This is a genomic window from Burkholderia territorii (genome assembly GCF_001718335.1).
Classification (GTDB): domain Bacteria; phylum Pseudomonadota; class Gammaproteobacteria; order Burkholderiales; family Burkholderiaceae; genus Burkholderia; species Burkholderia territorii.
This window is the reverse complement of the sequence record NZ_CP013367.1, coordinates 461,342-473,915: the sequence shown is the minus strand read 5'-3', so window position 1 is coordinate 473,915 and position 12,574 is coordinate 461,342. Positions and strand designations below refer to the sequence as shown.

Sequence of the window (12,574 nt, the reverse complement as noted above, 5' to 3'; positions counted from 1 at the left end):
TGAGGAGCGTGTGATGAAAAAGATTATTGCGTCGGTACTGTACGTAACGTATTTGGCTTTTGGCGTTTCCGCCCATGCGGCAGAACAGGATGCCGCAGCATCTTCTGACGCGGTCGTCAGCCAGAAAGAAGTGAACAAGGCCGACAGGCGGGCCGAACGTACCGCCGATCGGGCACTGTCGCGCAAAATCGTCTGGGCGCTGTCGAAAACGAAAGGGCTGAACGCGATCAATGCGCGGGTACTCGTGCGCCATGGCGTGGTGACGCTGACCGGCTACGTGCCCGACAGCGAGCAGGTCCAGCTCGCCGGCGACAGCGCAGCGCGCGTCGCGGGCGTAACGTCGGTCGTCAACAATCTGGTGCCAGGCGAGCAGGGCCGGTGATTTCGCGCGCGCGTCGATGCCATGCGCGCGCTGCTGTGCGAAGCACACTGGAACCATTGACGGCTCCGCGGAGCCGTGAGAGCCGTGTAGAGCATTTTCCTCAAAGCGTCGGAATTCGAATGCCGTTTTCGGTGCGCCCATGGTGCCGAAATCGAAATTCATTTCGTCGATAAAGAATGGAGAAAAATGTCGCCGCTGATCGCATTCGTTGCGCGACTGCGCGCATTTGCTCCTTGCCGCGTTTGACCCTTAGATAAGACCCGGAATGCGGACATCGATCCGCACTCCCTAATCACGTCGGCCATTGTCGGCCGGCGCCCGATTATCCAGCCCAGTGAGATATATATGACACGCCTGACCACTCTGAAACCGTCGGAAGCGACCGGGGAAACCGCTGTCGTCTTCAACCAGATCAAGGCCGCGATCGGCAAAGTTCCGAATGCGTATGCGACCATCGGCACGCATAGTCCTGCCGGTCTGGCGGCCATGCTGAACGTCGACGCCGCTATCGCCGCGAGCTCGCTTGAGCAGGCCGATGTCGAAGCGGTGCGCCTCGCGGTCAGCGCGCTGTCGGGCTGCGATTACTGCGTCGCGGCGCACACGATGATCGGCAGGATGGCCGGCCTCGCGCCTGACGCGATGAAGCACATCCGCGCCGGCCTGCCGTCCGGCGATGCGCGCCGCGATGCGTTGCTCGCGTTCGTCCGCGCGATCGTGACCAGCCGCGATACGGTGCCTGCCGCCGTTCTCGACGCGGTGCTGGAAGCCGGGCTGACGGAGCGCCAGGTGATCGAGACGATCCTCGTCGTCACGTCGATTACGTTCACCAATCTGGTGAATCGCGTGAACGACACGACGCTCGACTTTCCGGCTGTCGACTGAGGATGGCCGTATCCGGCGCACGTTTCATTGCGTGACGCTGCGCGCGAGCCGGTGCGGTCGCGCGGGTCGTCGTACGTGCATGTCGGGCGGACGGCAGGCGGCGGATACCGTTTGAAGTCGCGCAACGAAGGCGGTCGCGATTCGGGCAACGCGCCCGCTCGCGTCCGATCGGTCCAATCGAAAATTGAGGTATCAATGTCCACGCAGTATGTGGTTGCCACGATTACGGCAGATCCGCAGCACGCCGCGACGGTGGAAGCGGCGCTGGTGGCCGCGGTTCCGGCTGTTCGCGCCGAGGATGGATGCGAGCAGTACGAACTGCATCGGCACCGCGCCGCGTTTCATCGCTTCACGATGGTCGAACGATGGCGTGACGAGCACGCGCTGAATGTGCACGGCATGGCGCCCGCGTTCCAGACGCTGTCGCGTGCGCTCGAAGGCAAGGCGACGCTCGACGTCGTGCTGCTCGAGAAGCTGATCTGAGTCTGCCGACTCTGGCTGTCAAGCAGCGGCGGCGCGCGGGATTCCCTGCCGCCGCTGTTTCGCTCCCCGGTCGCGATGGCGATCGCCTCGCAGCGTCGTTCATCGGACCAGCGCGGCGAGCGCCGGCGCGACAAGTGCGGTTAGCACGCCGCTCATTCCGATCGCCAGCCCACCGAACGCGCCGGCTGTTTCGCTGATACTCAGCATTCGCGCGGTGGCCAGCCCGTGGCCCGCAGTTCCTGCAGCCAAGCCGTGCGCGCGGGCATCGACGACGCGCATCACCTTCATCGCCACGCCGATCTGCAGCACGGCCGCGATGCCGGTAAGCAGCGTGAAGGTCGCGGTCAGCGAGGGGTCGCCGCCGATGCGACGGGAGATGCTCATCGGGATGGGCGTGGTCGCCGAATGCGCGATCAGCGATGCCGTGACCACCGGCGCGGCGCCGAGTCCCTTGCTGATCAATGCGGCGCTGCCGGCCGACACGATCGAACCGATCGCGAGCGCCGGGACGAGCGCCGGGACGAGCGCGCGAGCGGTTCTGCGTATGTGGTGAAAACTGCGGAACATCGGGATTGCGAGCGCGACGGTCGCCGGCCCGAGCAGAAAGTGCACAGACTGCGCACCCTCCAGGTAGTCGCGGTATTGCACATGCGTGATCGACAGCAATCCGACGAGCAGCAGCACCGCGACGAGAACGGGATGAGCGAGCACGTGTCCGTGCGCGGGTCGGTTCGCGAACAGTCCGATCCGATAGGCGACCAGTGTTGCGAGCAGCCCCCAAAGCGGTTGGTGTTGCAATATGGCCCACGCGGACGCGAGATCAGGCGTCATGTTCGGTCTCAGTTTCGGCAGCGAGCGTTTTGCTGAGTCGCTCCATGATCCATCCGGTTGTCGCGAGACCGAGCAACGTCGAGATCAAGATGGCGGCCGCGATGCGCCACCAGTCCGTCGTCAACTGGTCGAATGCGGTCATCAAGCCGGTGGCGGCGGGCACGAAGAGCATCGCGAGCCACGACAGCAGGTCGTCGCCGAATTTCTCGAGATCCGACGATGGCACTCCCTCCAGATCAGGATGCCGAGCGCAACGAAACGGGCGCCTCCCGGTGCGGCGGGCCTGGCATTCGATCACCGCGACGCGCACGCGGATGCGCACGGCCCGCAACGCGACGCGGCTGCATGGAGTGCGTCGCCGGGTTCACGATTGAAGCGATGCACTGCACGTGGCGGCGCTGAGTCTTGCGTTGACCGCGGCGCGCGACACGAGCAGGCTGCCGGTCGCCAGCGTGAGAAACGCGGGCGATCTGCCAATCGAGCCTGTCAGGCCGAAGACGGGATAGACCCAACCGGCGACGGCCGAGCCGACGCCGATGCCGCAAAACACGAACGACGCGGTCAACGCCAGCGCAATACCTCGCCACTGCGGCATCAGTTCGACGATGCGCCGTTGCTGCGACGGCCAAAGCAGGTCGGTCGCGAACGCCCACGCGAGGAGCGCGACAAACAGCAAGCGCAGGCTCGGCGGCGTGAAGCGGAGAAACACGAGGTCGAGCGCAAGCAATGCGAGGCCGGCAAACAGCATCGCTTCGGCGCTATAGCGGCGCGCGGCGCGCGTCACGAAGAGGTTGCCCGCGATGCCCGCGACGCCCAACACAATCAGCGCGGTCGACACCGTATCGGCGCCGGCGTGGAACACGTCGCGAATGATCGGCGCGATGAACGCATAGGTCGAATAGATGCCGGCCGCAATGAAGAAGACCACCAGAAACGCGCTGAGTGTATCGGTGCGCGTCAGCAGCGATGCCATCGTCGCGAATTCGATGGTTTCCCCCTGGCTCGTGTCCGGGACTGCGCGAACGGTCAGCGCGGCGGTTACCGCGCCTGCGAGTCCAATGACGAGAAAGAGCACGCGAGCGCCCCATGCGTGCGCGATCCACGCCGACAGCGGCATGCCTACCAGACCGGCGACGCTCAGGCCGAGCAGCACGACGGCGATCGCGCTGCCCTGTTGATCACGTTCGACGAGGCTCGAGCCCAACGCGCCGAGCACCGGGCCGATGAACCCTGCGCCGACGCCCATCAGCACGCGCGACAGCAGCAGCACCGGATAATTTGGCGCGGCTGCGAGCAGCAAGGCGGCCGCGCTGAACAGCGTCAGGCCGAGCAATACCTGGCGGCGGCGCCGCAGATGGCCGAAGCCGACCTGCAGCAGCGGCGCTGCAAGCGCGAACGTGACGCCGAACACGGTCACGAGGTACACGCTCTGCGAATCCGCGAGCCCCCATTGATGCGAGATCGCATCGAGGCTGCCGACGACGGAGAGCGCGCCCGTCGCCTGGACGAAGTATGCGAGACTCAAGATGCGAAGCGCGCGGGTCGTGCGCGCTGAAAAGGGTGTAGTCATGGTGGGTCCTTTCGAGCCTGGGAAGCGTGCGCTCCGGAAAGCCGGGTGGAAGCGCACAGGGGCGGCCGGTCAACTGCCAAATGCGTGGAGCACCAGCTCGGCCGCGACGTGCCATGCGCCCGCCGCACAGATCAGCAGCCCGAGCGCTCGACGTAGCGGGTATGACATCGGTATCAACCGGCGGCCAACGACGTGTAACCGGCGGCCTTCGTGACATCGGCCTGCGGATTCGAGATCGCGTTTTGCATCACGCCGACGACCTTTCCGCCCTCGACGAGCGCAGGCGCATCGTGGCTCGGCAGCAGAAACCGGCTCGTCGCGAGCGCGCGCTTGATCGCGCGCTTTTCGTCGAGCGTCGACATTGCGCGGTTCGCGGTGATCGTGGGTTCGTGCGCGGCCTGATCGAGGATCGGGTCGATCAGTTGGTCCTGCAGGTTGTACGCGATATCGCCGCAGATGTTCGCGATGCCTTCATCGGTTTCGACGAGCACCGACAGGGAACCCGGCGTGTGACCGCCGGACAGGCGGACTGCGACGCCCGGAATGATCTCTTCCTCGAACGTACCGTCGACGTCGAGCAGACGGATCGCGCCGCGCGTGTGCAGGCGGTCGATCAGATGCTTCGTATCGGCGGCGGTGTACATCAGCGGGCCCATGATTCCCGAGGCGGCGAATTCGAGCTCGCGGCGCGAGATCGCGACGGTGGCTGTCATCGGAAACCGGTCGGTCATGCCGACGTGATCGATATGCGCATGCGTGTGCACGATGTGGCGGATACCCTGCGTGTTGCCGCCAGCCCTTTCCCGTGTCGAACCCGACATCGGCGCGCAAAGACCCCCACGAGTGCAACTTGAACACCCATGATTGCAATGTGATCGAGCAAGGCCGCCAAGAACCTGGCATGGCAGTTGCGATTCTTCAGAGCACGACGGCGCACTCATCGGACCGCGGTGGCGACGGATAGGGCTGCGAGCCTGTTGCAGTTGCACCTGAACACCACTCGACCTTCGTGGCTCGCCTCCGGTGACAACATGGGTGCGCTGCGCACGACTTCATGAATTCACGAGCATTTCGCATTTCCGGGCTGACAATGACCGGCGAAGTGATACTTTTACTTGTCAAACGGCGATAACTATATTTTCGTGTACGCCATCGTGATCGGATGGGTGTCAAGCACCACGAATTCTGGTGTTCCCTGCAAGATCGCGGCAAAATTATTATGATCCTGCATTTTTTTGGGACGAAGACTTGATGCGACAGGTCGGCTTGATTCTTGGGGTAATCGTCCTTTTCGTGCAAAATCTGGCGGTTTCGCCGCAAAGCCTTCTGTAGCAAGGCCTTGCGGTCGATTCCGGCTACCGTCGGCAGTCCCGGCCGCGATCTGCGGTAAGCTACGTGCCCGCAATTTTTAATTGCGACCGTGACGGGAGGCAGCAGATGCCAGGCCTGGAATTTCGGTATGTGGGGCAAGATCGCTTACCCGCGCGACTGTCGGAGTTCGACGTCGAGCGCTACTTCGCGCTGAACGACAGCGACGTAGCTGCGATCAACGAACGTTTCCGGCGCGATCGTCGCGCGGGCGCCGCCGTTCAACTGGTCTTTCTGCGGGCCAGCGGCCACACGCTGGACCACGTTGGCACCCTTCCACGGCAACTGTTGCGCTATGTCGGCGAGCGACTCGGTCTGCCGACGCCGTCGATCGCATCGCTGCGCACGCTCTACCAACGCTACAAGACTCAATACGAGCACCAGGTGTGGGCGTGTGAATACCTCGGCCTGACGTCGATCGGCGCCGACCAGTGGGCCGGCCTCGGAACATGGATGCGTCAGGATGCGGCCGAATCGCTGACGCTCGACGAACTCGTCCAGCATGCGCATTACTGGCTGTACGAGCGGCGACTGTTGATTCCTGCCGAGCGAACGCTGCGGGATTTGGGGCGAGCGATCTGGGCGGAGGCCGAACGCGGTCTGCTCGCCACGATTCAGACGACCGTCAGCGACGCCGAACTGATGCGCGCCGATGCGGTCTTGTCCACGCAACACGGCACGTCAGGGATGACCGTGCTCGAATGGCTGAAGACGCCACCGGCACGGCACAGCCCGTCTACCATTACCGAAACACTTTCGCAGGTCCGTTTCCTCAAGTCACTCGGCACTCATACGTGGAACCTGGACGCGGTGCCGATCGAGAAGCAGCGTGCCTATGCACAGCGCATACAGGCCCGGCGTCCCGCCAAGGTTCGTGAGCTCAAGGCGTCGACGCGCACGATCGAGCTGATCTTCTTCTTGCACTTCACGCTGCTGGAGTTGACCGACGCGCTGCTCTACCAAACGGGTCGCCGCGTGTCTGATCTCGTCCGGCACGCCTACGATCGGACGACGGTCAAGCAGGCCCGGTCCGCTGTCGAGTACCGCCAGCAGCTGATGTCGATCAAGGCGCTCGTCAACGATACAAGCCGCTCCGCAGAAGAACGGCTCGACGACATTGGCAAGTTGCTCGAGGATCTGTCAGACAAGCCGCCGACGAGTCACGCAGCCAGCGTTCGCGAAACGCTGACCGACGATCATCATCGCATCCGCAACCTGCTGGTGCCGTTACGCGAACTGGAGCTGTCCGGCAGGGAGGCTGAGCCGAGCCTGCGACAGCTCGAACTCCTCAGCTCGCTGCACGACCGCGGCGTGACCGAACTCCCCTCCGACTGCGAGGTGCCAGTAAGCGCAAGCTGGCGGGACCTCGTCGAGGGCGAGGACCGGGTACGTGCGATGCGGGCGCTGGAGGCTTCGGCGATCACGGGGTTGCGCAGGGGTTTGCGACGCGGATCGGTCTGGACCAGCCATAGCCTGTCGTTCCGCGCCCGTGATCAGCTGCTGATTCCGCCGGCGCGGTGGGAGTGCGAGCGTGATCGGCATCTGTCATCGCTCGGCTTGTCCCACACGGCGGAACCCTTCTTGGAACGGCTATTGAGCCACCTTAAGGCGGGGCTGGCGGCACTCGAAGAAGCGCTGGTGGCCGGACGGGTCATTGTCGGGACGGACGGTGCATTGCACCTGTCAGCGATTGAAGCGTTGCCCACCGATGGCCTCCCGAGACGGATGCGCGACTTGATGTTCAAGGAAATCGGCACAACGCAGTTAGCCGATCTGCTCATCGAGATGGATGCTCACAGCGGTTTCAGCGAAACGCTGCTGGCGCGTCGCGCGCGCGATGCGAACGAACTGGTCTCGTTATACGCGGGGCTGATCGCACACGGAACGGATCTCGACGCGAAAAGCGTCGTGGCGATGGTCCCACAACTCGATCTGGCGCCCATCGCGACGGCGATGCGGGCGCTCGAGATGCCTGGCCGACTGTCGCGCGCGAACGAGCGCGTGGTTGAATTCCAGCGCACGCATCCGATTACCGAATTGTGGGGAACGGGGCGACACGCATCCAGCGATTCCATGAGTCTGGATACTTCGCCGCACCTCTTTTATGCCCGCGTCGATCCGCGGCGCCGAACCCACGCAGTCGGGATTTATACGCACGTGCTGGATCAGCATGGCATTGTCTATAACCAACCGATCGTGCTGAACGAGCGGCAGGCGGGCGTGGCCATCGAAGGCGTACTGCGGCATAACGAAAACCGAGACGATGGCGGACTGATGCGACTCTCCGTCGACACGCACGGGTACACGAGCGTTGGGATGGCCGTCTCGAAGCTACTGGGATTCGACCTGTGTCCGCGCCTGCGCAATTTGGCCGAGCGCAAGTTGTATGTGCCGCGCGGATTTGCCGTCTCCGAAGGACTGGTGCCGGTCGTGGCCCACGACGTTTCGCTAAAGGCAATTCGCGACGGCTGGGACGAACTGCTGCGGCTCGTCGCCTCGATTCAGTCTGGCCGCGTCAGCGCGGTGGTCGCGCTGCAGCGGTTCGGCAGCGCCGCACAAGGCGACCCGGTGCATCGGGCCGCCGATCAACTCGGCAAGTTGCTGCGCACGCTTTTCCTATGCGATTACTTCAGCAACGTGGCGTTCCGCCGAGAGCTGCATACGTTGCTGAATCGCGGCGAGTCGGTCCACCAGCTCCAGCGCGCGATCTACACTGGCAGAGTGGCCTCCGAGCGCGGTCGACGTCGTGATGAAATGGTCGCCATCTCGGGTTCGTTGACACTGTTGACGAACCTTGTGATCGCCTGGAACACGCAGCGCATGCAGGCGACGGTCGACGGCTGGCGACGTAAAGGACGACCGGTCGACGACGAGTGGTTGCGCCGGATGGTGCCTGCGCATTTTGCGCACGTGAACTTCAGGGGCACATTGAGCTTTCCCATCGACCAATACAGCGACGTCCTGCTGGAAGCCGCGCCCTGGCAGCGAGGCACGGGATCATGAGGCCTGCCGGATAGAGACGGACGGCGTATGGGTACGGTTGGCGGATTGGCGTCCATCCGATGAAGTCGACGAGCGCGATCAGCGCCAATACCGGTCTGCGATAGGATCGCACGATGCGCTGGAACCCTACCGGGGCGCCAGTCACGAGCAGCGCGAACAGGAAGCGCGCCGGCACGAGACGCAGGTCCAGCAACTGCGGACCGAACTGTGCCATGCCAATCAGACGGCTATCTTGACGCAAAACGAAATCACCCAACTGAACAAGGACAACGCGCGGCTGGTCGACGAGTCCGGCGCGGCGAGTACAAGTCTGCGAGAAGCGCGCGCACACGGTGAGCAGATACGGGAGGCGCTTGACCGCATACGTGTCGATCACGTCCGTTTCGAGACCGAACGCGATGCCCTACGTGCGACGGTCGGCTCACAGTCGGGGAACTGGAAAGCGCACGTACGTCGCTCGGCGTAGCGACGGCGGAGCGGACAAAGCTGGCGGCGCAGGTCGACGCCCAGCTGTGTCTGCTGGCTGCCTATCGGACACGGTTAGGTCTGGGCGGTGCTGAGGGTTGAAGCGCCAGATTTTGCATCCGGAGGACACGGTTTGGCCAAATCGGTCTCCTGATAAGCTCATGATTTTTCGTGGAATTTCGAACGAAACCGCCAGATTTTGCACGAAAAGGACGATTACCCCACAATGCGCGACGCGACGTCAACAACCGGTTGATACACGACAAAGAACTCCCGTTGCAGTAACCCGATTCGCAGATCATCCCGAAAATTGACATCTTTCCGCTGCTGCACGCTTATGCTCTCTGCATGATATTTATCACTAAACATAACGTCTCCGCTGTTGCAAGGTATGTGGCATATGCCCCTCCGGCATACAATGCCGCAGTAGTAATGCCTGACATGGCGACCTACCACTCATCATTGTGATTCGTCGGTCTTGTGTAACGTAGTTCCAGCAGGTTCTAGAAAAAACGATTCGATATGCAAATCAATTTAGTGGCGTAGCAATAGAACGCTTCATCACCATGCGGCACCGGTCTTCGGGTCCGGATACTTTGTGATGCTAATCCTGTCATCGCTGGATTACACCAGCTTCTTTGATGTTCCTGGTGATCGATTGAAGGACATGGGCCGACGGCTACTGGGAAGATTGCTGAGAAGGTTCATTAGTCAATGCACGCTTCAATGTACGAGGATGAATGCCAAAACGCCTCGCCACGTCAGCTATAGAGTGATCCTTCAGAAGATCGATAGCCTCGCACCGTTGCTTCGCGTCAAGCGCACGCTTGCGGCCCAGTGTTTGCCCTCGAGCCCGGGCAGCAGCCATGCCTGCGCGTGTGCGCTCACTTATTAAACTTCGCTCAAACTGTGCGAGAGCGGCCATCATATGAAAAATCAGAAGGCCTCCTGACGACTTCGTATTGATCGATTCCATCACGGATCCAAACTGGATCTCGCGTCCCTCAAGATGCGTAATAAGATCGACCAGTTTCCCCAACGAGCGACCAAGGCGATCCAGGCGCCAAACCATTAGCAAATCTCCCGCCGATAGGTGGGCAAGCGCAGCATCTAGTCCGGGTCGGTAAAAGTCCGCCCCCGACACACCTTGGTCGCTGAAGATCTTGTCACACCCCACCTTCTTCAACGCGTCGATCTGAAGCTGGAGGTTTTGCTCATCGGTCGATACTCGTGCGTAACCGACAATCATGCTGCACCTCGACCGTACGGGAAATCGAAGCGCACATCCTGCACGTGAGGCTGATCCGGGAATAACAGGCGACCATATATCGCGTGAACAGGGCTTCTAGTTGTCTGATCAAATTCGTACATTTTTAAATCTCGTAATATCCGGATCCATCTGGCCCATAGGCGCGCAGAGAAGAACTGCCGCGGCATCACGTCCGCGGAGATTCAGTGCCACCGATACAGAGCGTTCTCAACAGCGTTTCGTATTGAACGTCGGGCGTTGTTACTCGCATTCTTTAATTCGCTAAGGATTTGCGGAATCTGCTTCGATACCGCCACGCCACTGGTAAGACATCACGCAAACGTTTCAACGGCGCTTGGAGCGTTCAGGAGGCGAGTCCAATTGTTAAGAATTGAAAATGTGAGCGATGCAGGTCCAATTCTACTGGACAAAATGGGTCCTTTTTGTCTGGCCCAGGACGCCGATCGTACCTCTTGATCTGGCGGGCCTCCGCCGGTACCGAGAAGCTTTTCTACGAATTTGATACAACGGACCGATTTTGTTCAGGCCCTTTGTTAGAGGTAAGAGTGTAAAAAATACCTTGAACGGACGGCCGGACTAGGGTTTTACCTTAAATTATTCTTGCAGAAGGCGGCGTCGGAGGCGGTAAATATTGCGCATTTCGACCCAGCGGTAACGGGGCGCAGATGGTTGAGCGAACGTGTGGTCGATCAGCAACGCATGGCGGACGGTTTCTGGAGTGCCTGATGCCGAACTGGCGGCAGAGGAGAGATTGCATATCTGGCCAAAGTAAATATTCAGAAGAATCAGTATTTGATTGATTTGAATCTCGGTCTTATTTTGAATTTTCGGTCGTCCTCATATATGAACAAAAAATCGGACGAATTGATGCTTTTTGAATGAGTGGGTGGTGTCAAATGGGTGAACCTGCTGAAGAAATGAAATGGCCGGATATCGACGGTGCAGTTGCGCAGGCGAGTCGCATGATTACCGTGCTGATGCGTGTGTCGTCTCTCGAACGCATCGAGGATGTCGATGCGTACGTCGGATCGCTGGAGGCGATTGTGTTCGAGCTCATTGCGCGGCATGTCGACAGGGAGACGCGAGGCGCGGCACGGGCGGCATACAAGCGAGGCATCGCATCGGGACTCCAAAGCTCCGATCAATCGGCATCGCGCGATAAATTGCTGGATACATTGGGTTTTTCCCGCGATCAGGCACCGCCCTTGCTGGCGGCGATCAGGCAGGCAGGCGAGACGCATGGCCGGACGATCAGGCTCGAGATTGATCGAAGGCGGGCCATCCCTGAAGGTTAGTGATGGCTCGCACGGGATCAAGGCGAGCGGCGAGCGTTCCCAGTTAGGTCATTGAGGGGAGTCATATTAAAAACGAAACTATTGCTAATAATTAGCAATCCTATTAATAAATTGAAAGGCCTGTGCGAGAAAAGACGTTGCGAGACGGCACGCCAGCCAAAGAGGTGATGAAAATGAACAAGACATACCGGACTGTTTGGAATGAAGCGCTTGGAGCTTGGGTGGCGGCGTCGGAACTTGCGACGGCGCGCGGCAAGTCGAGTCGATCTATGGCGTCGACGCTCGTCGTGGGTGCGCTACTTTTGAGCTCGGCACAGTTTGGATATGCGAATACCATTCCGTTTACAACGGGGCAGAATTGTGTTTCCGGTAGCGGAAAGGGACCTGATGGCGTTAGAAATTATGGTGCAGGTGCCGCTCCAGTTGACGGCAATGGGACTTGGTCAACTGTAGCCGGATGTAGTGCCAACGGAAGCAACCTGCTCGGCGTAACACTATATGGTGCGTTTACGACCGCTACCGGCGACGGCGCAGTCGCTGTTGGTATGGGGGCAAATGCAGCATTTGAGTCAGCGGCTTTTGGCCTGCAGGCGACTGCCTCTGGCACACAAAGCAACGCTTTCGGTTTCAACGCGCTAGCTTCTGGCGGGGGCTCGGTGGCGATCGGCAACGGGGCGACAGCAGTTTCGGCGGCTAGCATCGCGATTGGACAATCAGCACTTGCCAATGGCGCGGGAGGTACTCTAGCTACAGCTGTTGGTAACCAAGCGACGGCGACAGGAAATAATGCTTCCGCACTTGGTAACGGTGCTGTCGCAAGTTCGTTCCTTGCGTCCGCTCTGGGGACGCAAGCGGTTGCGTCAGGTTCACAATCAGTCGCGGTAGGCGTCAAATCGACTGCGTCCGGGGTCAATTCTGTTGCAATTGGAGATGCCTCGACGGCAGCAGCGGCTTCGACTGTAGCCCTTGGCGATACGAACTCGGTATCAGCTACGTCTGGTGCAGGTGCTACGGCCATCGGCTTT

11 protein-coding genes and 1 pseudogene are annotated in these 12,574 nt (G+C 60.8%); 6 read left to right on the top strand and 6 right to left on the bottom strand.

Going from position 1 to position 12,574, the window contains the following annotated elements:
* The first annotated feature begins 13 nt into the window (after positions 1–13).
* The 3 genes from WS51_RS28305 to WS51_RS28295 all read left to right on the top strand — a co-directional run bounded on the left by WS51_RS28305 (position 14) and on the right by WS51_RS28295 (position 1,747).
* Positions 14–382 carry a BON domain-containing protein gene (locus WS51_RS28305; RefSeq protein WP_069230374.1) on the top strand — a complete coding sequence of 123 codons (369 nt, stop codon included), beginning with the start codon at positions 14–16 and terminating at the stop codon, positions 380–382.
* Between the two features lie 345 nt (positions 383–727).
* Entirely contained in the window at positions 728–1,264 is a 537-nt protein-coding gene (locus WS51_RS28300; RefSeq protein WP_069230174.1) for a carboxymuconolactone decarboxylase family protein, read from the top strand.
* A gap of 195 nt (positions 1,265–1,459) precedes the next feature.
* The gene (locus tag WS51_RS28295) at positions 1,460–1,747 is read left to right on the top strand and encodes a putative quinol monooxygenase (RefSeq protein ID WP_069230173.1); all 288 of its coding nucleotides are present in this window, start codon (positions 1,460–1,462) and stop codon (positions 1,745–1,747) included.
* A 99-nt stretch (positions 1,748–1,846) separates the two neighbouring features.
* Here WS51_RS28295 and WS51_RS28290 read toward each other — a convergent pair whose 3' ends face one another.
* The 4 genes from WS51_RS28290 to WS51_RS28275 form a co-directional block, all read right to left on the bottom strand.
* Positions 1,847–2,578 (bottom strand): LrgB family protein, encoded by a 732-nt coding sequence (locus WS51_RS28290; protein WP_069230172.1) that lies wholly within the window; start codon positions 2,576–2,578, stop codon positions 1,847–1,849.
* Positions 2,568–2,900: a CidA/LrgA family protein gene (locus tag WS51_RS28285; protein WP_236872427.1), complete on the bottom strand. Its 333-nt coding sequence runs from the start codon at positions 2,898–2,900 to the stop codon at positions 2,568–2,570. Before WS51_RS28285 ends, WS51_RS28290 begins: the two co-directional genes overlap by 11 nt.
* Positions 2,901–2,942: 42 nt before the next feature.
* Positions 2,943–4,205 (bottom strand): MFS transporter, encoded by a 1,263-nt coding sequence (locus WS51_RS28280; RefSeq protein WP_236872426.1) that lies wholly within the window; start codon positions 4,203–4,205, stop codon positions 2,943–2,945.
* A gap of 116 nt (positions 4,206–4,321) precedes the next feature.
* Positions 4,322–4,969: an MBL fold metallo-hydrolase gene (locus WS51_RS28275; protein WP_335645641.1), complete on the bottom strand. Its 648-nt coding sequence runs from the start codon at positions 4,967–4,969 to the stop codon at positions 4,322–4,324.
* Between the two features lie 616 nt (positions 4,970–5,585).
* Between WS51_RS28275 and WS51_RS28270 the strand changes: the two genes are divergently transcribed.
* Entirely contained in the window at positions 5,586–8,519 is a 2,934-nt protein-coding gene (locus tag WS51_RS28270; RefSeq protein WP_069230170.1) for a Tn3 family transposase, read from the top strand.
* Here WS51_RS28270 and WS51_RS32330 read toward each other — a convergent pair.
* Both WS51_RS32330 and WS51_RS31680 read right to left on the bottom strand, forming a co-directional pair.
* The gene (locus WS51_RS32330) at positions 8,434–8,895 is read right to left on the bottom strand and encodes a hypothetical protein (protein ID WP_155773631.1); all 462 of its coding nucleotides are present in this window, start codon (positions 8,893–8,895) and stop codon (positions 8,434–8,436) included. The genes WS51_RS28270 and WS51_RS32330 overlap by 86 nt on opposite strands.
* 768 nt (positions 8,896–9,663) lie before the next feature.
* The gene (locus WS51_RS31680; protein ID WP_081333626.1) at positions 9,664–10,233 is read right to left on the bottom strand and encodes a recombinase family protein; all 570 of its coding nucleotides are present in this window, start codon (positions 10,231–10,233) and stop codon (positions 9,664–9,666) included.
* A gap of 917 nt (positions 10,234–11,150) precedes the next feature.
* Here WS51_RS31680 and WS51_RS28265 point away from each other — a divergent pair.
* Together WS51_RS28265 and WS51_RS33230 are read left to right on the top strand one after the other, a co-directional pair.
* A complete protein-coding gene (locus WS51_RS28265) occupies positions 11,151–11,549 on the top strand; it encodes a hypothetical protein (protein WP_155773630.1) in 399 nt (132 codons plus the stop codon).
* A 167-nt stretch (positions 11,550–11,716) separates the two neighbouring features.
* Positions 11,717–12,487 (top strand): annotated as a pseudogene (locus WS51_RS33230) (ESPR-type extended signal peptide-containing protein); the annotation flags it as partial.
* Between the last annotated feature and the right edge of the window lie 87 nt (positions 12,488–12,574).